Genomic DNA, 19,032 nt, shown 5'->3' on the forward strand with positions numbered 1-19,032 from the left:
TAGAAGTTTTTCTGTAGGTTGTACAGTGTTATAGTCTTGATGATTGGGCCAAGGAATTGTTTTTTCACCTGCTTTTACAGTCACATTATCAAAGGCTTTGTAGTCTTCAAGAAATGCTGTGGTATGTCCTTTAAGATAAATGGTGCGCACGGCTTTGAGTAAATAATCGACATTAAAAATATAGGTCAGAGCTATTGCAATGAACACAAAAGAGAGTAAAAAAATTAAAAAGCGTTTAAGAAACTTCATAGGAATGGATTTGTTCTTATAAAAGTAACAAAAAATGTTAAGTTAATTCCAAACTTAAAACAAGGAAGTTTGAACCGGTGGGTTTTCATGTTCCAGTAACCATTTTTTACGCCACAAGCCCCCCGCATAACCAGTCAATGAACCGTCAGTTCCAATTACGCGGTGGCAGGGTACAACGATCCAAAGTGGATTTTTACTATTTGCGGCTGCTACAGCTCTAATGGCTTTTTTATTGCCCAAGAAATGCGAAAGTTTTAAATAGGAAGTTGTGTCCCCGTAAGGAATTTCTAAAAGCGATTTCCACACTTTTTTCTGAAATGGGGTGCCTTGAGGGTTTAATTTTAATTGAAATTCTTTTCGCTCGCCAGCGAAATACTCTTGAAGCTGCTGAATAGCATCATTTAATGAGGGTGCTACATTTGATGAATACTCAATTTTATCATTTAAAATGGAAATTGATACAAGCCCCATTTCATCGCCCTTTATTTCAGCGATTCCAAGTGGAGTTTTCAAAAATGCGATTTCCATGTTTAAAATTGTTCTAAAAACTGAATTCGTTTTTCAATGGGCGGGTGAGTTGCAAAGAGACCGCCCAAGGTTCCAAAAAAGTTGGCTGAAGTGTCTTTTGGGGTATTTTCAATAAATAATTGTTGTACTTCTTCGCTTTTTACTTTTACATGATGATTGGGTGCAATTTTCTTTAAAGCGGAGGCAAGGGCCCAAGGCTTTCTGGTCATTTCAGCAGCTCCACTATCAGCCATGTATTCTCTTTTTCTGCTTAGGGAAAATTTAAAAAGCAACGAAAATAAATAAGCAACCGCAGCAACAATTAAAATAATTATCATCAACTTTCCGGAATCTCTGTTACTTCTTCTGCTTCCAATGCCACCATATAGAAACCCCCTAAAAGCAATTTGGATTACAAAGGCGAAAATTCCAACAAATATGATACTTACCACCAGCAAGCGCACATCTTTATTGCGAATGTGCATCAATTCATGTGCAATCACGCCTTCAAGTTCATCATCATCAAGGGCGTCTATAATCCCACGCGTAAGAGTGACTGTATAGTCTTTTTCCTTAAGCCCACTAGCATAGGCATTGAGAGCAGGGCTTTCTATAATCTGCACTTTAGGCATTTTCATTCCCACACTCATACAAAGGTTTTCAACCAGATTATAAACCCTCATATTGGTTTTTCTCTCGAGGGTTTTAGCTCCGGTGGCCATGGAAATCATTTTGTTATGAGCAAAATAAGCAATGAGAAACCATACAAGAACAACAGCAGTGACAAAGGGTACAGATTGGAGAAACAAATCTATAGCAAAATCAGGATTTGGATTTCCAAACTCATCAAAAGTTAAAAAGTAAACTACGGCAAATACAGAAGCCAGTACCAATAATGGAAATGCAATCAGCAGGAGAACAGACTTTTGGTTATTCCTGCGTATTTGTTTTTGGATACCGGTAAATTGCACAGCTTAAAACTTAACCTCAGGCGCTTTGTCTAAATCTGCCCGTTGTGTTTCGCCCAAATCAAACATGGGCTCAGTTTTAAAACCAAACATTCCTGCAAAAATGGTGTTTGGAAATTTTTGCACTGCAATATTGAGCTCTTTAGTAGCAGCATTGAAAAAACGGCGCACAGCTGCCAGTTTGTTTTCAATGTCTGAAATTTCATTTTGAAGTTGCAGGAAATTTTGACTTGCTTTTAAATCAGGATAAGCTTCCACCTGGACATTTAACCCTCTTATGGCTGAGGTAAGCTGTTGTTCAGCTTCAATTTTTTCATTAATGGAAGTGGCGCTCATTGCCCTGGTTCTTGCGTTTGTGACGGCCTCAAGAGTGCCTCTCTCATGTTCCATATACCCTTTTACGGCTCCAAGAAGTTGTGGAATTAAGTCGTGACGTTGTTTGAGTTGTACGTCAATATCTGCAAAGGCATTTTCGCGATGATTTCTTAAACTAACTAGTGTGTTATATATTGAAACCAGCCAAATACCTAGTAATACAATAACTCCAATTATAATTAATGTGCTGCTCATAAGTTCTTTAGATTAAAATTGATACTTTTATCAAATATAGCCAATTTGACACCTTTCTTGTAAAAAAGTTTCAAAATTTATTGAAAATATTACTTAGAGTCTGAGTCTGACTTTGGACTGATAATTCCTAAACGCTTGGCCCTTAATTCCCAGTTTTTTCGTGCCATAGCTTGCATATCAGCCACGTTATCACTTTCATCCATTATTTCAAGCCCCAAGAGGGTTTCAATAATGTCTTCCATGGTGACAATTCCAATAGGGTTTCCATACTCATCACTTACAATGGTTATGTGTGTGCGCTTTTCAATTAAGATCTCAAATAGTTCAGGAATGGGTGTATCACTTGAAGTAGTAAGCACTTCCCTTTTTAAAATACTCAAGGGTTCAGGGCCTTTTTGATCAATCATTTCTTCAAGCACATCGTCTTTAAGAATAAATCCGGTAATGTTGTTAGAGCGTTCTTTATATATTGGAATTCTTGAATGTTTGAGATGCTTGTTTTCCTCATAAAACTCTTCAATACTAGTATCTTCATCTTCAGTTACAACTACAGAAAATGGGGTCATTACATCTTTCGCCTGCACATTTTTAAAGATCAGTAAGTTTTTGATAAAGGTGGTTTCATTTTCTTCAAAAACACCCTCTTCTTCAGCAGTGTGTGTCATTGCAAGAAACTCTTCTCTGCTAAAAGTATGAATGTGCGCTGATTTTCCAATTAACTTAGTAGTCAAGGTTAAAAACCAAATAATCCCTGTCCATTTTAATGGAAAGATTAAAATGGATAAAGAGATGGCGGTAAAAGACCCCAATGACTTCCAGTAAGAGGCACCAATTGTTTTAGGAATGATTTCAGAAAGCACCAAAATCAAAAAGGTCATAATCGCAGAAATTATGGCTACTGAATTATTGCCGCTTCCAAAAGTTTTTTCTGCCTGAACACCCACCAGTATGGCTCCAACAGTATGTGCTATGGTATTAAAAGTAAGAATAGCAGTTAAAGGAACATCAATGTCCCTTTTAAAATTTATCAATCTTTTTGCATAGGATTTTCCCTCATTCATTTTCATTTTTAAAAAGGAGGGGCTAAAACTTAGAAGCGCAGCTTCTAAAATGGAACATAAAAAAGAAAAGAAAATTGATACAGATGCGTATACAATTAATAAGGCCATAGTTGTTTTAAAAGTTGATACAAAATTACTTAAATATTCTTATCTAATTACTTTTTTAAACAAAATTCTGAATATTTACCTAGATTTAGATTGAAGATATTAAATATTGAGGCAGAAAACAATTCTGCCTCAATACTTTTATATACTACATAAAATTTTTGATTTCTTCTACCCATTGGCTTGCTTGATTCGTACTTTGATGAGGGTCTAACCCGAGCTCTTCATCAAAAAACACTATTTGATGTTTTTGCCGATGCTTGTCTTTAAATTCAAGTTCAATAGCCACTTTTTCTATGGTTTTTGCTTTAGGCTGTCCTGCTTTGGGAACCTCAAGTTTGAACAGACTGCAAGATTTGATTTCTTTTAAAGGAAAAACATCTATCTGCTCTTCTTTTACGGGCACTGATGATGTTACCAAAGTTTTCGAACTTTTATCAATTCCAATAAAAAGCGAATGAAATATAGCTGAATCAGTTAATTTTACAGCACTTGAACCACAAAGTGCTTCTACTTTTTTGATGGTTTTCTTTTCCTTTCGGGATTGGTTAGTGACGGCATAAACTATAGGAACCACAAACAGTAATAACATAGCAATACCCAATTCAATTGAGACTAAATCCATTTCTTTTAGATTTTAAATTGTTTGATTTTTTTGTATAAAGTTTTAATACTGATTTAACAGCAGGTTTAAAATGACGCGTTGTCTTTTTACTTTACAAAAAGAAATGGAAGGGAAAGATTTGAGTGGTTAAGACACCTCTGAAGTCAATGAGGTAATTTGTTTGCTTTTGAAACTTTTCGGGCTTTTCTGAAATGTAGTAGTCAAAAAGAAACCCTTTATTCCCTGAATCAGAAGTGAAGATAAGCTCTGCAGCAGTAAGGGATATTTCCTGAATAACAATGGCTTTTGCACTTTGGGTTTTGATTAAAGTAAACTCTTCCTGAGGGTTTACAATCTCAGAAAGGACTGATGAAACATAACCAAAAGACACCAGAGGCTGCAGGAACAACAGCAGCAGAGTGAGTATAGGTATCCAAGTGTTTTTATTGCTTTTCACTATGCAAGATTACAACAAAAATTGATACGTGATTCTTAAAGTATAGATAATTATTTTAAGAAATAATTTTCACCACATCCTTAGCAAAATAAGAAGCAATGATACTTGCCCCGGCTCTTTTAATAGCGGTCACTTGCTCCATCATCACCGCGTCGTGGTTGAGCCAGCCTTTTTCTGCAGCAGCTTTGAGCATGGCATATTCACCACTCACCTGGTAAACCGCAACGGGCACCGTCACGGCATTTGCAATGTCACGAACAATATCGAGATAACAAAGTCCTGGTTTTACCATCACAATATCGGCACCTTCATCGATGTCCATAAGTGTTTCCCTGATAGCTTCTTGTCTGTTAGCAGGATCCATCTGATAGGTTTTTTTGTCTTTGGGAATATCTTTTAAGTCCACAGGCGCAGAGTCCAAAGCATCCCGAAACGGCCCATAAAACGCAGAAGCATATTTGGCACTGTAACTCATAATACCTGTATTGTGAAAACCTTCGTCTTCCAGCAAGGTGCGGATTTCAAAAATGCGGCCATCCATCATATCACTGGGTGCCACAAAATCGGCACCGGCTTTTGCGTGGGATAAAGACATCTCTGCTAAAACAGCGTTGGTCTCATCATTCAAAATTTCACCGTCGTGAATAATACCGTCATGGCCGTAAACAGAAAAAGGATCCAACGCTACATCTGTCATTACAAGCATCTGCGGACAAGCATCTTTTACGGTTTTGATGGCACGCTGCATCAGTCCGTTTGGGTTTAAGGCTTCTGTGCCTTTGTTGTCTTTAAGTTTATCATCCACTTTTACAAAAAGTAAAATAGATTTTAATCCCAAACTCCAAAGTTCCCTGACTTCTTTAGAAAGATTGTCTAGACTCAATCGGTAATAATTGGGCATGGAAGTGATTTCTTCTTTGATACCTTTTCCTTCCACTACAAATAGCGGTACCAGAAAATCATTGGGGGTTATGATGGTTTCACGCACGAGGCTTCTTATGGTTTCTGTAGTGCGGAGTCTTCGGTTTCTTCTTAGTGGATACATTGGTTTCAAGTTCAAAGTTTCAATTAAGTTTCAAATATTACGTTATTCGGTGTTCATTATTTGATATTCAGTGTTTTTAAACCCAATCCTTAGGATTTTTTAAAACGTTTAACAGTTTTTCTTCCTCACTTCCCGGTTCCGGATGGTGGTCATATTTCCATTGCACAGTGGGAGGTAAACTCATTAATATACTTTCAATGCGCCCGTTGGTTTTTAGTCCGAAAAGGGTTCCTTTATCATGAACTAAATTGAATTCCACATAACGGCCACGGCGAATTTCCTGCCAGGTGCGCTGTGCTTTTGTAAAAGGCAATTCTTTTCTTTTTTCCACAATAGGGACATAGGCTTCCAGAAAACTGTCGCCCACTTCGGTGACGAAGTTGTACCAGTCTTCCATTTTAAAATCGTCGTTTGCTTTGCAATAATCAAAAAATAATCCACCCAGACCGCGAGCTTCACCACGATGGCTGTTGTGAAAGTATTCATCGCATTTCTTTTTATATCCTGAATAAAAACTCGGGTTATGCTTATCACAAGCTTTTTTACAAATGCTATGAAAATGGGTTGCATCTTCTTCAAACAGATAATAAGGGGTTAAATCCTGCCCGCCACCAAACCAGCTGTCGATGATGTTTCCTTGTTTATTATACATTTCAAAATACCGCCAATTGGCGTGCACTGTAGGGACCATCGGGTTTTTTGGGTGCAATACCAAGCTTAGTCCGCATGCAAAAAAATTACAGTCGCCCACATTAAAATAAGTCTGCATTGCTTTTGGCAACTCACCGTGAACGGCTGAAATATTCACGCCGCCTTTTTCAAATACTGTTCCGTTTTCAATAACTCGTGTTCTTCCTCCACCGCCTTCCGGACGCTCCCAAAGGTCTTCCTGAAATGTTGCTTTGCCATCCACTTCTTCTAGTTTGGAAGTGATGGTGTCTTGTAGATGTTGTATGTAATTGTAAAATTTTTCTTTCATACCCCTACCCCCGCGAAGGCGGGGGTCTCGTTATTAAGTTATCAAATCCTCAATATAAACAAATTCACGTTTATTTTCCTTCATTTCATTTATGGAACTCACTTTCACCGCAGTTTCTGTTTTTTCTTTAAGTACGGTAATAATCATTTCTTCCTCCATATTTTGCATTTGCTTTTCAGCGAAAAGTTTTCTGCCGATTTCATTATTATGCAAATCCATAATCATTTCCAGTTCAGCATTTGGTGCCATTTTTTCGTGCAAATCAGTAATGCTTTTTGCCCATTCCACAGATTTCTCAACCGAGTTGTTTTTCAGAAAACACTTTTTCGCAATCAACACATTCCACAACCCATGTCTAAATGCATTGGTCACATTGTTTTTATGATGGGCTTTTTTAAACAATTTATCACAGATCCAGACTGTTCGTAAAGTCGCTTTGTGCGTCGAAAAAAAATACCTTGGACGTTTTATAAAGGTGCTTGCCAGTAAAAAAAACTGTTTGAAGCTTAGGTTTTTGATGCGATTCAAAACAGCCATTTTATTACTTTTATCCTTTATATTCCTTCACGGCCTCTATAAACGCACCTGCATTTTCCAAAGGAATATTGGGCAAAATCCCATGCCCTAAATTCACAATGTATTTGTCCTTGCCAAATTCATTAATCATTTGTGTCACCATCCGTTTGATTTCTGCAGGTGGCGAAAACAAGCGCGTAGGGTCAAAATTCCCTTGCAATGTTATATTCCCTCCCGATAAATAACGTGCATTCCTTGGCGAACAAGTCCAGTCAACACCCAATGCTGATGCACCTGATTTTGCCATCACATCCAGCGCAAACCAACAACCTTTTCCAAAAGCAATCACAGGAGCTTCCCCTTTCAAGGCGTCAATGATTTGTTGCATATACTGCCATGAAAATTCCTGATAATCTGTGGGTGAAAGCATTCCGCCCCAACTATCAAATAGCTGAACGGCATTTACACCGGCTTTTACTTTTTCTTTCAGATAGGCAATGGTTGTGTCTGTTATTTTTTGTAATAATGTGTGTGCTGCCAGTGGCTGGGTGAAACAAAATTCTTTGGCTTTGTCAAAGTTTTTGGAACCTTGTCCCTGAACACAGTAACACAAAATCGTCCACGGCGAACCCGCAAAGCCAATTAATGGGATTTCTCCATTGAGCTTTTCTTTGGTCATTTTGATGGCATCCATTACATAACCCAGTGTTTCCTGAATATCGGGAACAATCACATTTTCGACATCTTTATGCGAACGAATGGGCTTTGGCAACCAGGGTCCCACGCCAGGTTTCATTTCCACGTCTATGTTCATCGCCTGCGGGATTACCAGAATATCACTGAATAAAATCGCAGCATCCATCCCATAACGGCGTATAGGCTGTACAGTAATCTCTGAAGCCAACTCAGGGGTTTGGCAACGGGTAAAGAAATCATACTTTTGTTTGATTTCCTGAAACTCGGGCAAATATCTTCCGGCTTGTCGCATCATCCACACCGGTGGTCGGTCAACGGTTTCGCCTTTTAGGGCTCTTAGGAAAAGGTCGTTCTTAACACCCGCGAAGGCGGGTGTCTCGTTCTTGTTTGTACTATTCTTCATCATATTATCTATATCTAGCAGCGGCGCAGACCTGCCTACAAAAGACAGTCGCTCACAAAGCAATTTTTATTTTAATCTTTTTACCACCTGTACAATCACATTTTCAATAGTGGGTTTGGTGGCAATGATAATTTTATCTGTATATTTTTCAGCCTCTGCGGCGGTTGTAGTGCCAATGCAAAAGGCAGTAGTGTTTTTCAGTTGATTTTCTTTCGTAAAACTTTCTACAGCACTAGGACTGAAAAATAATACTCCGTCAAATGTTCGCTCAAACTTTTTGGACTTCAAAACCGTTTTATAAACTTCAACTTCTGTAAAACCTATTTTATTCTCTCTTAGCTTTGCAGGCAGTTCATCACGTCTCAAGTTTCCACAGAAAAAAGTGAATACTTTATCTGCATATCCTGTAACCAGAATGTCTGCCAGCTCTTTTCCATAATAAGTCATCACTTTTACTTTAATTCCATTGGCTTCCAACATCGCTTTAGTTTTTTCGCCCACACAAAAACAATTTTCTATCTGCACCTTTTTGTCCACCAACCCTTTTACTGTATTCTGACTGGTAATTATTGCGTTTTTTATGATGCCTTTCACCTCAAAGGCCACAAGTTCAATACCAATGGCATTATACTCCACCAAACCAATGCCGGCTTGCAGCAAAAGATTGCGCTGGGGTTCAGATAGTTTTTTTGAAGACAATATTGTTGGCATATCTAACACACTACACCCTCGCGTATGCGGGGGTCTCGTCATTTTTTAGTTCAATTCTTTCTTTATTTCCTCCATCAACTCCCTTCCCCCACTATTTAACAGATCTTTTGCACATAGTTTACCCAAACCATCAGCTTCCTCAATACTTACCGTTTTATGAACAGTAAACTTTTGTTTTCCGTCAAGGCTCAGTAAATTGCCTTCAAAATGAAGGGCATCTCCATCAATTTTTGCCAGTGCACCAATTGGCGCCGTACAGCCACCTTCCAAAACCTTTAGGAATTCGCGCTCGACGTGTACACAAATTTCAGTTTCTTTATGATTGAGTTTAGAAAGGGCTTCCCGGATGTGGGTGTCTTTCTTCATAGCAACAACAAGCATGGCCCCCTGGGCTGGTGCGGGCAACATCCAGTCAAGAGATAAATAGTCTTTTGGTTTCAGATTGATGCGTTCGAGACCCGCTTCAGCAAAGATGGCCGCGTTCCAGTTGTTATCTTGTAATTTTTGCAGGCGTGTGTTGACATTTCCTCGCAGGTCAACGACTTGATGTGTTGGATATTTGTTGAGCCATTGTGCCTTTCGACGTAAGCTTCCACTTGCAATAATTCCTTTTTCTTGTTTTAAGAAGTTCAATCCATTATGAAGAAGTATGTCTTTATGTGAAGCGCGTTTCAGGACGGCAGCTTCTACTATTCCATTAGGAAGTGATGTGGGCACGTCTTTCATGGAGTGCACGGCGATATCCACTTTGCCTGTTATCATTGCTATGTCAAGGGTTTTGGTAAAAATGCCGGTGATTCCCATTTCATAAAGTGGCTGGTCGAGGTTGAGGTCGCCTTCAGATTTTACAGTGACGAGTTGGGTCTTGTAACCAAGGTTTTCTAATGCAGATTTTACTTTATTGGCTTGCCAAAGTGCTAGTTCACTATCTCGGGTACCTATTTTTATAATTTCCGCGTAGGTGGAGGTATCGTCTTTATAAGCTTTGATTCCCAAGGCTATTCTTTTTCGGTAAAAGTTTCTTCTTCCAAACGGAATACTTTTTCAATTAAATCAATGGCTTCGTTTGTGCTGCCATTGGCACTGCGGAGGTGATTGGCAAAATGGGTAGTGATTTTTTGTATAACTCGGCTGGTGATGATTTCAGCCTGATATTCATCAAAGTTTTCGATTTTTTTGCGCTGATAGTCAAGCTCTGCGTCTTTGATGGTTTTTAGTTTCTTCTTCAAGGCGCTTATTGTAGGAGCAAACTTTCGGGTTTCCTGCCAGGTGTTGAAGCCTTTTTTGATTTCCTCTATAATAATTTCAGCTTGGGGAATAAATGCTTTTCTGCGTTCTAAAGTGTCATCTGTCAATTTTGAGAGGTAATCCAAATGAATGAGTTCTACGTTCTTTTTTTCAGACACATCGTCCGAAACGTTTTTGGGAATGGATAGATCCAGAATCAAAAGTTTTTTGTCAGAATAAATTAATTCTTTTGAAACAGTTGGTCTTTGAGCTCCTGTAGCGACAATCAGGATATCAGTGTTTCTGATTTCTGCTTGCAAATCGGCGTAATCTTTTACTAATAAATTGAACTTACCGGCAATTTTTTCTGCCTTGTCCTTAGTTCGATTGATTAAAGTAATATGAGGGTTTTTAGTATGCTTGATTAAATTTTCACAGGTATTACGGCCAATTTTGCCTGTTCCGAAAAGGAGAATGTTTTTATTGGAAACGTTTTCAACATTATTTAGAATATACTGAACTGAAGCAAAACTTACTGATGTGGCTCCTGATGAAAGCTCAGTTTCATTTTTAATGCGCTTGCTAGCTTGAATGACCGAGTTTATCAATCGCTCTAAAAACGGGTTGGTAAGTCCCTGCTTTTTGGAACGTTTAAAAGCCGCTTTTAACTGGCTGATAATTTCAAAATCACCTAAAATCTGGCTGTCCAGACCGGTTCCCACCTGAAACATAAAAGAAACAGCTTCTTTGTTTTTGTATACGTAAGCTACTTTTTCAAATTCCTCAACATTTCCTATTGTGTTGTCACAAAGTAATTTGATTAACACATATGGATGAGGGGCAAAGCCGTAAATTTCTGTTCTGTTACATGTAGAAGTAACTAATAAAGCTTCTATACCTTGCTCTTTTGCTTTGGCTAAAATAGTTTCTTTTGCGGTTTCATCAAGGCTGAATTTCCCACGTATTTCAGCATCAGCTTTTTTATAACTGAGCCCGATGGCATAAAAAGAAGAATGCAAACTGTTTAAATTATTCATTCAGCAAATTTGGAATAGCTGTGCAAATGTAAAGGAACAAAAAGATAAAAAACAACGCTAAAAGTACTTTTTGTATCGATATGAGTTAAAATGAGCTTAAAATTAAAAAAACAATGATAATTATCATATTTTTGTAGAAAACAAGGGGGTTTTGATTCTGCTACTTTAGAATAATTCTAAATAACAACTGTAAAAATAACAAGATGATAATTGAAGAAAATAACGCTGTAAGTTCTCTTAAAACGATTTCATTTGAGGAGGGTTTTATTGTTATGTACTTGCAAAATGACACTGTTGAAAAACAACAGATTACCAGGCGCATAGACAGTAATTATATTCAATTTCACTTTTGTCTGAAAGGCCAGGCGGCTTTTATTTTCAATGATGGTCGCTACTCTTTACCGCTGTTGGAAGAAAAATCTCTCTTACTTTACAACCCCCAAAGAGAATTACCTATTAATGTGAGTGTTTTTCCAAAATCATGGACCGTTTCTGTACTAGTAAGCATCAAAAAATTTCATACTCTTTTTTCTGAAGAAGCCTCCTATGTTGATTTTTTAAACGAGGAGAGTAAAGACAAAAAATATTATCAGGAAGGACAAATATCACCATCAATGGCTGTTGTATTAAGCCAAATTTTGAATTTTAATCTTAACAAATCAGTCAAGCATATCTATTTGAAAGGGAAACTATATGAACTTGTTGCATTGTATTTTAACCGTCCTGATGAAGTTGATATTGAGCAGTGCCCGTTTTTGAATGACGAAGAAAATGTTCGAAAAATTAGAAAAGCCAAGGAAATAATGATAAGCAAAATGGCTGAACCTCCGGGATTACAGGAGTTGGCTGACGAAATAGGACTTTCATTAAAAAAATTAAAAGAAGGCTTTAAAGAAGTGTATGGTGATACGGTATTTGGATTTCTATTGGATTATAAAATGGAATACGCACGAAAATTGCTCGAAGGGGGTTCACATAATGTTAATGAAGTAGGAATGAAAGTGGGGTATAGCACTTCCAGTCATTTTATTGCTGCATTTAAAAAGAAATTTGGCACCACACCCAAAAAATATCTTTCAACCTTATCATCATCTGTTTAAATCAATTTTATCTATGCTTCAATGTATAAAAATTGAGTAAGCTTTGATTCCTATCCTTCTTAAAAATGTATTTTTGTAAAAAATTAAACTATGAATAAGAAAGGCGCTTTGCTCGTTAATCTTGGATCACCCGATAGCACTGACCCCAAAGACGTTAAAAAATACCTCGATGAGTTTTTGATGGATCCACGGGTGATAGATGTGCCTTATTGGTTACGGGCATTTATCGTAAGAGGAATTGTGCTAAACACCCGCCCAAAAAAATCTGCTGAGGCTTACAGTAAAATTTGGTGGAAAGAAGGCTCTCCTCTTATTGTACTTTCTGAACGCTTAAGAGAAAAAGTGGACAATCACACCGGAATTCCAGTTGCTTTAGCCATGCGTTATGGAAGTATGACCATCAAAAAAGGGCTTCAGGAATTAAAGGATAAAGGAGTTACTGAAGTTTTAATCGTACCCTTATATCCGCAATTTGCTATGGCTACAACTGAAACGATTATGGTGTTGGCAGAAGAATTGCGTCAGCAATATTTTCCGGAAATGACCTTTGATTCGCTTCCTGCCTTTTACAATAAACCCGAATACATTGAAGTACTTTCAAAGAGTATCGCCGAAAAACTAAAAGGACTCGATTATGAGCATTTGCTTTTTAGTTATCACGGGGTGCCTGAAAGACATATCAAAAAAAGAGATATTACTAAATCGCATTGTAAAATAGACGGGCAATGCTGTGTCACCCATTCTCCGGCACATCAGTTTTGTTACCGTCACCAGTGTTTTGAAGTCACAAAATTGGTGGGAGAAAAGCTAGGGCTTAAACCGGGAACATTCAGTACATCATTTCAGTCGCGTTTAGGTTTTGACCCGTGGTTACAGCCTTATACAGATAGAACAATTGAAAAATTGGGTCTTTCGGGCACAAAAAAAATGGCAATTGTCACTCCGGCTTTTGTGAGTGATTGTCTGGAAACACTTGAAGAAATCGCAATGGAAGGAGAAGAAATCTTCCATGAAGTTGGAGGAAAGGAATTCACCACTATTCCTTGTCTAAACGATCGTGACGACTGGGTGCGTGTTTTAAGTGGTTGGATAGACAACTGGGCAGTTGTTGATGTTGAAACCGCTATTGCTTAATGAGAAAAATCCCCCATTCTGAAACTCTGGGTAAAAAGCCCATCGGAAAGCTTCTGATACAGCAATCTTTGCCCGCTTCTATTGGTATTTTGGTAATGTCCTTGAACATTCTGGTGGATACTATTTTTGTGGGTAATTGGATTGGCTCGATTGCTATTGCGGCTATAAATGTTGTGCTTCCCGTTTCATTTTTCATTGCAGCATTAGGAATGGCAATAGGCATTGGTGGAGCTTCTATAATTTCAAGAGCTTTGGGCGCAAATGATAAACGCAAAGCGCTTAAAACTTTTGGAAATCAAATAACAATTACCATTCTTCTTACCACTTTATTAGTGGTTTTAGGGCTTTATTTCATCAATGATTTGATTCCTGCATTTGGTGGAAAAGGGGATATTTTTGAACCTGCAAAAATTTATTATCGTATCGTGCTTTATGGAGTGCCTTTGCTAGCGCTTTGTATGATGGGAAATACTGTAATCAGGGCAGAAGGTAAGCCCAAATTTGCTATGAACGCCATGATTATTCCGTCTGTGAGTAATCTGGTTCTTGATTATATATTAATTTATGTTTTGGATATGGGGATGGCTGGTGCCGCCTGGGCTACTACAATCTCTTATGGAATGTGCTTTGGGTATGTGTTGTGGTTTTTCTTATCTAAAAACTCAGAACTAAAGATTGATTTTAGCCATTTTGGAATCGATTTGCCAATTATTAAAGAAATTGCTTCTTTAGGATTTGTGACTCTTTCGCGGCAAGCGGTAGTGAGCATCACTTACCTGATCATGAACAATATTTTATTTGATTTGGGAGGTGAATCATCGGTTGCTGTTTATGCCATTATTGGAAGAATGTTGATGTTTGCATTGTTTCCGGTGTTAGGAGTTACACAAGGCTTTTTGCCAATAGCAGGCTATAACTATGGAGCCGGTAATAAACTAAGAGTTAGAGAAAGTATTAACAAAGCAATAGTGTATGCAGCCTTTTTAGGGCTATTTGTCTTTGGGTTTATAATGCTTTTTGCAGAAGAAATTGTAAGGGTCTTTACAGATGATCCATTGGTTTTAAAAGATACACCTAACGCTATGAGATGGGTGTTTTCAATGATTCCGGTTATTGCCGTTCAGTTAATAGGGGCAGCTTATTTTCAGGCGATTGGAAAAGCAGTTCCTGCCTTGCTTTTAACACTCACACGACAAGGCTTTTTCTTTATTCCTTTGGTGGTCATTTTACCAACGTATTTTGGAGAAATCGGAGTGTGGATTTCATTTCCGCTGGCAGACTTGCTTTCAACACTCGTTACTGCCTACTTTTTAAATAAAGAAATTAGGTTAAACCTGATTAATTCATAACAACTTAATTAGAATTTGTAATTTTAGAACTTATTATTCATTTTGAGCACTATGATTTACAACTATCTGAAAGCCTTGCACCTCATTTTTGTAATTACTTGGTTTGCAGGATTATTTTACATTGTTCGGCTTTTTGTTTATCAAATAGAAGCTTTTCAAAAACCATCACCCGAAAAAGAAATTTTAGGCAAGCAATTTAAAGTTATGACCCACAGACTTTGGTACATCATTACCTGGCCCTCTATGATTTTAGCAGTTTTATTTGGAGTTTGGATGCTGACTGAAAGAACGGTTTTGCTCACTGATACTTGGATGCAGGTAAAATTAGTGTTTGTATTGTTTTTAATTGTATATCACTTTATTTGTCATAAATATTTCAAACAACTTCAAAACGATGTAGTTAAGCATTCTTCTAATTTTATGCGGGTTTTTAACGAGGGAGCAACTTTGGTATTGTTTGCAGTAATCTTTTTAGTGAATTTCAGATATTCAATGGACTGGCTTTATGGAACACTCGGGTTGATTGCACTAGCGCTTATCCTTATGATAGGGATTAAAGCATATAAGCGAATAAGAGATAAATCAAGCTAATTGTAGTAGTGGCTTGTTTTTTGATGACGACTACACTTTAATCAATTAGGTATGTTGAAAGGAATCCGTTCATTACGCACTAAAATATTTTTGGCAATGATTTTATTAGTTTTGGGAGCTACTATTCTCATTGCTACAGCAACAATTTATCAATACAGTGAAGATGCCTTAGAATATCATAAAGAGCGACTTGAACGCAAAGAAGATCAAATTAAAGCCAATATAAATTATGAATTAAGAAAAACTTCCTATGAAGTAATTACCCAAAATATTCCTTTAATCTTTAAAGATAAAATTTATGAAATTCAGGACATTCATAATATGCAATTATCTCTGTTTGATTTGGAGGGTAAAATGCTGAAATCTTCTAATGTTTCATTCTTTGAAAAGCCTTCTGATTCTATTCCAAAAGAAATTTTAACCAAATTAAAAAATTCCCCTTCAAAAAAATATACAGTTAGGTTTAAACTTGGAGATAAAAAATTCAGGTCTTCCTATTCTTATATCACTGATAATTACTTCAAACCACTGGCAATTTTAAACTTACCTTATATAGAGGAAGATGATTTTATAAGCCGGGAGCTTAAAAGCTTTCTAATCAGGTTGGCACAAGTATATGTTTTTTTGATGATAATTGCCATTGTGCTTTCTTATTTCTTATCAAAACACATTACGAAATCACTGAACACAATCAGTGAAAAAATTAAAAAAACCAGACTCGAAACAGTCAATAAACGCATTCAAATAGAAAATGTAAGTGAAGAAATTTCAACCTTGGTCAATGCCTATAATGACATGATCGACGAACTTGAAAAAAGCGCTGCTGCTTTGGCCGCGACCGAAAGAGAAAGTGCCTGGCGCGAAATGGCCAAACAAGTGGCTCACGAAATTAAAAATCCGCTTACACCCATGCGACTCACTGTTCAAAGTTTTGAGCGCAAATTCAATAATTCAGACCCTGATAACCCTAAAAAAGTAAAAGAATTTGCTCAAACACTCACTCAGCAAATAGATACCATGAGTTCTATAGCCTCTGCATTTTCAACCTATGCAAATATGCCTGCTCAGAAAGATGAAACACTCAACCTGATTAAAATTTCAAAATTAGCATTGGATATTTTTAATGAAGATTTTATTGAATTTAATTCCAAGGAAGAAAAAATTACAGTAAAACTTGACAGAGCACAACTGATTCGGGTAGTAACAAACCTTGTAAAAAACGCGATTCATTCAGTTGAAGAAGTCAAGGAGCCCAAAGTAAAAGTTACAGTATTTACAGAACAAAATAAAGCTATTATTGAAGTATATGACAATGGTGTAGGGATTCCAGCTGTAAATCTAGAACGAATATTTGAACCTAAGTTTACAACTAAAAGTAGTGGCATGGGTCTTGGACTTGCCATGGTTAAGAGTATTATTGAAAACTATGGAGGAAAAATAACTTTACATTCAGAAGTTGGAAAAGGTTCGGTTTTTCGTGTAGAATTTCCTAAATTTAACAACTAATTCATAAACTGATTTACGATGACTTTTGAAAATATTCTTTTAGAAACTAAGAATCATATAACCACTATAACGGTAAATAGACCTTCAAAACTGAATGCGCTCAATACGGCAACAATCAAAGAATTGCATATTGCCATAAAAACCGCAAATGATGATATTGATACAAAAGTCATCCTACTTACTGGCAGTGGTGAAAAAGCATTTGTGGCCGGAGCAGATATTAGTGAATTTGCTTCATATTCGGTCAAAGAAGGTAAAAAACTTTCTTCTCAAGGACATGAAACACTCTTTAATTATTTGGCCAATCTTTCTACGCCTGTAATTGCTGTAATTAATGGCTTTGCTCTTGGCGGAGGTCTTGAACTGGCAATGGCGGCGCATTTTAGAATTGCAAGCGACAATGCCAAAATGGGACTCCCTGAAGTCTCTCTTGGAGTAATACCCGGCTATGGAGGCACACAACGTTTGCCACAATTGGTTGGAAAAGGACGAGCAATGGAAATGATTATGACCGGAGGTATGATTGATGCAAATCAAGCATTGAACTATGGATTGGTAAATTATGTTACAACATATGAAGACTTAATGCCCTTAGCTGAAAAGTTAGCTGAAAAAATTATGAAAAACTCTACAGTGGCTATAGCATCAGCCATTAGAGCCATCAATGCAAATTACAAAGACGGTGTAAACGGTTTTGCAACAGAAATTGAAGAGTTTGGCAATAGTTTTGGCACCTCTGACTTTAAAGAAGGAACTGCAGCATTTTTAGAAAAACGCAAAGCCGATTTTCCCGGAAAATGATAGGCGAGAACAATTAGGGATTAACAAATATTTAACTATATTTACGTTTTAAATTTATTAAAAATGCGAATATTAGTTAGTATTTCTTTACTCTGTCTGGTTTTAGTTTCCTGTAATGACAATAACTCAACCAATTTAGAAAAGTTTGACACTTCAGACTTAAATTATGCAAATAGGACCCTCCTTGAGGTTGCCATGGAAGATGCCTTTCCGCCACCTGTTGCATCAAGAGTTTATGTGTATCCTCACATTGCACACTACATTACACTACAAAGTTTTTATCCTGATAGCTTGCCTAAAATTGATAATAAATTAAATAAATTGTCACCTCTTCCTGAGTTTGACAAGCAAAATGTTAATCCTGAACTGGCATCCCTTTTAGCGTTTTCCAAAATTGGAAAAAAAGTGGTGTTTTCTGAGTTTTATTTAGATGAGCTGGCTGCGCATTTTAAAAATGAAGCAGTACTCAAAAACTACAGCGAAGAAACAATTCAGGCGTCAGATGAGTATGCTGAAAAAGTGTCTGGACACTTATTGCCCTGGATTAATTCAGATCAATATATTGAAACCAGAACTTTTGACAGATTTACAAGCACTAAAGATCCGGAAAACTGGAGAGAAACTCCACCGGATTATATGGAAGCCCTTGAACCATTTTGGGATAATATAAGACCTCTTGTCATTGATAGTGCTTCAGTTTTTGAAGCAAAAGTATTACCAAAATATGAAACTACTGAAGACTCTGAATTTTTTAAAATGGTTTATGAAGTTTATGAAGAGTCAAAAAACTTGGATTCTTCAAAAGTAAATACAGCCTGGTTTTGGGATGATAACCCTAACACTACTTTACACAAAGGTCATATGATGGTTGTGGTTCATAAAATTTCTCCTCCCGGTCATTGGTTAAATATCATTCACCAAATCACAGAAAAAGAAAAGAGCTCTCTTTTCACTACTTCAAAAGCATATACCTTTACAGCAACAGCCATGTTTGATGCGATTATTTCTTGTTGGCATGAGAAATTCAAAACAGACTTAGTAAGACCCATTACTTATATTCAGGAATTTATTGATGTTGAATGGCGCAGCGTGATTCAAACACCACCCTTCCCTGAATATACAAGTGGGCATAGTGCTATTTCAGCTTCAGCAGCAGGAATTTTAAATACAATTTTTGGAAAGGATTTTGAGTTTTCAGACAATACCCAAAAACTTTTTGATATGGAAGAACGAAGTTTCAAATCATTTGACGAAGCAGCTTGGGAAGTCAGCCTCAGCAGATTTTATGGAGGAATTCATTATATGATTGGAGTTGAGGAAGGAAACAGGCAGGGCTATTTTATTGCCGGATTGGTTAGCGATGCTTTGTCTGAGTAAAAAATCAAAATATTATTTCGAAAACAAGTAATAAAACCT

The 19,032-nt window shown here is 37.1% G+C and carries 20 protein-coding genes and 1 pseudogene; 7 read left to right on the forward strand and 14 right to left on the reverse strand.

Going from position 1 to position 19,032, the window contains the following annotated elements:
- The 14 genes and pseudogenes from AACY61_RS00005 to hemA all read right to left on the reverse strand — a co-directional run.
- Positions 1-249 (reverse strand): annotated as a pseudogene (locus AACY61_RS00005) (serine hydrolase); the annotation flags it as partial.
- A gap of 54 nt (positions 250-303) precedes the next feature.
- Positions 304-777: a methylated-DNA--[protein]-cysteine S-methyltransferase gene (locus AACY61_RS00010; RefSeq protein WP_339608922.1), complete on the reverse strand. Its 474-nt coding sequence runs from the start codon at positions 775-777 to the stop codon at positions 304-306.
- A gap of 2 nt (positions 778-779) precedes the next feature.
- On the reverse strand, positions 780-1,727 hold the full coding sequence (locus tag AACY61_RS00015; protein WP_339608924.1) for a M48 family metallopeptidase: 948 nt from the start codon (positions 1,725-1,727) through the stop codon (positions 780-782).
- Between the two features lie 3 nt (positions 1,728-1,730).
- Positions 1,731-2,294 (reverse strand): LemA family protein, encoded by a 564-nt coding sequence (locus AACY61_RS00020; RefSeq protein ID WP_339608926.1) that lies wholly within the window; start codon positions 2,292-2,294, stop codon positions 1,731-1,733.
- Positions 2,295-2,383: 89 nt separating this feature from the next.
- Positions 2,384-3,463: a CNNM domain-containing protein gene (locus tag AACY61_RS00025; RefSeq protein ID WP_339608928.1), complete on the reverse strand. Its 1,080-nt coding sequence runs from the start codon at positions 3,461-3,463 to the stop codon at positions 2,384-2,386.
- Positions 3,464-3,608: 145 nt separating this feature from the next.
- On the reverse strand, positions 3,609-4,085 hold the full coding sequence (locus AACY61_RS00030) for a hypothetical protein (RefSeq protein ID WP_339608930.1): 477 nt from the start codon (positions 4,083-4,085) through the stop codon (positions 3,609-3,611).
- 91 nt (positions 4,086-4,176) lie between these two features.
- Positions 4,177-4,521 (reverse strand): hypothetical protein, encoded by a 345-nt coding sequence (locus AACY61_RS00035; protein WP_339608932.1) that lies wholly within the window; start codon positions 4,519-4,521, stop codon positions 4,177-4,179.
- A gap of 55 nt (positions 4,522-4,576) precedes the next feature.
- Positions 4,577-5,566 (reverse strand): porphobilinogen synthase, encoded by a 990-nt coding sequence (gene hemB / locus AACY61_RS00040; RefSeq protein ID WP_339608934.1) that lies wholly within the window; start codon positions 5,564-5,566, stop codon positions 4,577-4,579.
- A gap of 76 nt (positions 5,567-5,642) precedes the next feature.
- A complete protein-coding gene (hemF, locus tag AACY61_RS00045) occupies positions 5,643-6,545 on the reverse strand; it encodes an oxygen-dependent coproporphyrinogen oxidase (RefSeq protein ID WP_339608936.1) in 903 nt (300 codons plus the stop codon).
- A gap of 33 nt (positions 6,546-6,578) precedes the next feature.
- Positions 6,579-7,082 carry a hypothetical protein gene (locus AACY61_RS00050; protein ID WP_339608938.1) on the reverse strand — a complete coding sequence of 168 codons (504 nt, stop codon included), beginning with the start codon at positions 7,080-7,082 and terminating at the stop codon, positions 6,579-6,581.
- Between the two features lie 10 nt (positions 7,083-7,092).
- Complete coding sequence (hemE, locus tag AACY61_RS00055; RefSeq protein ID WP_339608973.1) at positions 7,093-8,160, reverse strand: uroporphyrinogen decarboxylase; 1,068 nt, start codon at positions 8,158-8,160, stop codon at positions 7,093-7,095.
- A 66-nt stretch (positions 8,161-8,226) separates the two neighbouring features.
- A complete protein-coding gene (locus AACY61_RS00060) occupies positions 8,227-8,871 on the reverse strand; it encodes a uroporphyrinogen-III synthase (RefSeq protein ID WP_339608940.1) in 645 nt (214 codons plus the stop codon).
- A gap of 45 nt (positions 8,872-8,916) precedes the next feature.
- Complete coding sequence (gene hemC, locus AACY61_RS00065) at positions 8,917-9,867, reverse strand: hydroxymethylbilane synthase (RefSeq protein ID WP_339608942.1); 951 nt, start codon at positions 9,865-9,867, stop codon at positions 8,917-8,919.
- Positions 9,868-9,869: 2 nt separating this feature from the next.
- Positions 9,870-11,135, reverse strand: coding sequence for a glutamyl-tRNA reductase (hemA, locus tag AACY61_RS00070; RefSeq protein ID WP_339608944.1), 1,266 nt, complete (start codon positions 11,133-11,135; stop codon positions 9,870-9,872).
- Between the two features lie 203 nt (positions 11,136-11,338).
- Between hemA and AACY61_RS00075 the strand changes: the two genes are divergently transcribed.
- From AACY61_RS00075 to AACY61_RS00105, 7 genes are all read left to right on the forward strand, one after another.
- Entirely contained in the window at positions 11,339-12,235 is an 897-nt protein-coding gene (locus tag AACY61_RS00075; protein ID WP_339608946.1) for an AraC family transcriptional regulator, read from the forward strand.
- A 90-nt stretch (positions 12,236-12,325) separates the two neighbouring features.
- Positions 12,326-13,369, forward strand: a complete 1,044-nt coding sequence (hemH, locus tag AACY61_RS00080; protein ID WP_339608948.1) for a ferrochelatase — start codon at positions 12,326-12,328, stop codon at positions 13,367-13,369.
- The gene (locus AACY61_RS00085; RefSeq protein ID WP_339608950.1) at positions 13,369-14,718 is read left to right on the forward strand and encodes an MATE family efflux transporter; all 1,350 of its coding nucleotides are present in this window, start codon (positions 13,369-13,371) and stop codon (positions 14,716-14,718) included. Before hemH ends, AACY61_RS00085 begins: the two co-directional genes overlap by 1 nt.
- Positions 14,719-14,769: 51 nt before the next feature.
- Positions 14,770-15,309 carry a CopD family protein gene (locus AACY61_RS00090; protein ID WP_339608975.1) on the forward strand — a complete coding sequence of 180 codons (540 nt, stop codon included), beginning with the start codon at positions 14,770-14,772 and terminating at the stop codon, positions 15,307-15,309.
- A 51-nt stretch (positions 15,310-15,360) separates the two neighbouring features.
- Positions 15,361-16,815 carry an ATP-binding protein gene (locus AACY61_RS00095; RefSeq protein WP_339608952.1) on the forward strand — a complete coding sequence of 485 codons (1,455 nt, stop codon included), beginning with the start codon at positions 15,361-15,363 and terminating at the stop codon, positions 16,813-16,815.
- An 18-nt stretch (positions 16,816-16,833) separates the two neighbouring features.
- The gene (locus tag AACY61_RS00100) at positions 16,834-17,616 is read left to right on the forward strand and encodes an enoyl-CoA hydratase-related protein (protein WP_339608954.1); all 783 of its coding nucleotides are present in this window, start codon (positions 16,834-16,836) and stop codon (positions 17,614-17,616) included.
- 63 nt (positions 17,617-17,679) lie between these two features.
- Positions 17,680-18,993: a vanadium-dependent haloperoxidase gene (locus AACY61_RS00105; RefSeq protein ID WP_339608956.1), complete on the forward strand. Its 1,314-nt coding sequence runs from the start codon at positions 17,680-17,682 to the stop codon at positions 18,991-18,993.
- The last annotated feature ends 39 nt before the right edge of the window (positions 18,994-19,032 follow it).

The sequence above is a fragment of the uncultured Planktosalinus sp. genome (genome assembly GCF_963973675.1).
Lineage (GTDB): Bacteria > Bacteroidota > Bacteroidia > Flavobacteriales > Flavobacteriaceae > Planktosalinus.

What these genes read in the sequence shown, in the direction of transcription:
- AACY61_RS00010 (WP_339608922.1), bottom strand. Translation starts at nt 777, where the DNA reads ATGGAAATCGCATTTTTGAAAACTCCACTTGGAATCGCTGAAATAAAG.
- AACY61_RS00020 (WP_339608926.1), bottom strand. Translation starts at nt 2,294, where the DNA reads ATGAGCAGCACATTAATTATAATTGGAGTTATTGTATTACTAGGTATT.
- AACY61_RS00025 (WP_339608928.1), bottom strand. Translation starts at nt 3,463, where the DNA reads ATGGCCTTATTAATTGTATACGCATCTGTATCAATTTTCTTTTCTTTT.
- AACY61_RS00030 (WP_339608930.1), bottom strand. Translation starts at nt 4,085, where the DNA reads ATGGATTTAGTCTCAATTGAATTGGGTATTGCTATGTTATTACTGTTT.
- hemB (WP_339608934.1), bottom strand. Translation starts at nt 5,566, where the DNA reads ATGTATCCACTAAGAAGAAACCGAAGACTCCGCACTACAGAAACCATA.
- hemF (WP_339608936.1), bottom strand. Translation starts at nt 6,545, where the DNA reads ATGAAAGAAAAATTTTACAATTACATACAACATCTACAAGACACCATC.
- AACY61_RS00050 (WP_339608938.1), bottom strand. Translation starts at nt 7,082, where the DNA reads ATGGCTGTTTTGAATCGCATCAAAAACCTAAGCTTCAAACAGTTTTTT.
- hemE (WP_339608973.1), bottom strand. Translation starts at nt 8,160, where the DNA reads ATGAAGAATAGTACAAACAAGAACGAGACACCCGCCTTCGCGGGTGTT.
- AACY61_RS00060 (WP_339608940.1), bottom strand. Translation starts at nt 8,871, where the DNA reads ATGCCAACAATATTGTCTTCAAAAAAACTATCTGAACCCCAGCGCAAT.
- hemA (WP_339608944.1), bottom strand. Translation starts at nt 11,135, where the DNA reads ATGAATAATTTAAACAGTTTGCATTCTTCTTTTTATGCCATCGGGCTC.
- AACY61_RS00075 (WP_339608946.1), top strand. Translation starts at nt 11,339, where the DNA reads ATGATAATTGAAGAAAATAACGCTGTAAGTTCTCTTAAAACGATTTCA.
- hemH (WP_339608948.1), top strand. Translation starts at nt 12,326, where the DNA reads ATGAATAAGAAAGGCGCTTTGCTCGTTAATCTTGGATCACCCGATAGC.
- AACY61_RS00085 (WP_339608950.1), top strand. Translation starts at nt 13,369, where the DNA reads ATGAGAAAAATCCCCCATTCTGAAACTCTGGGTAAAAAGCCCATCGGA.
- AACY61_RS00090 (WP_339608975.1), top strand. Translation starts at nt 14,770, where the DNA reads ATGATTTACAACTATCTGAAAGCCTTGCACCTCATTTTTGTAATTACT.
- AACY61_RS00095 (WP_339608952.1), top strand. Translation starts at nt 15,361, where the DNA reads ATGTTGAAAGGAATCCGTTCATTACGCACTAAAATATTTTTGGCAATG.
- AACY61_RS00100 (WP_339608954.1), top strand. Translation starts at nt 16,834, where the DNA reads ATGACTTTTGAAAATATTCTTTTAGAAACTAAGAATCATATAACCACT.
- AACY61_RS00105 (WP_339608956.1), top strand. Translation starts at nt 17,680, where the DNA reads ATGCGAATATTAGTTAGTATTTCTTTACTCTGTCTGGTTTTAGTTTCC.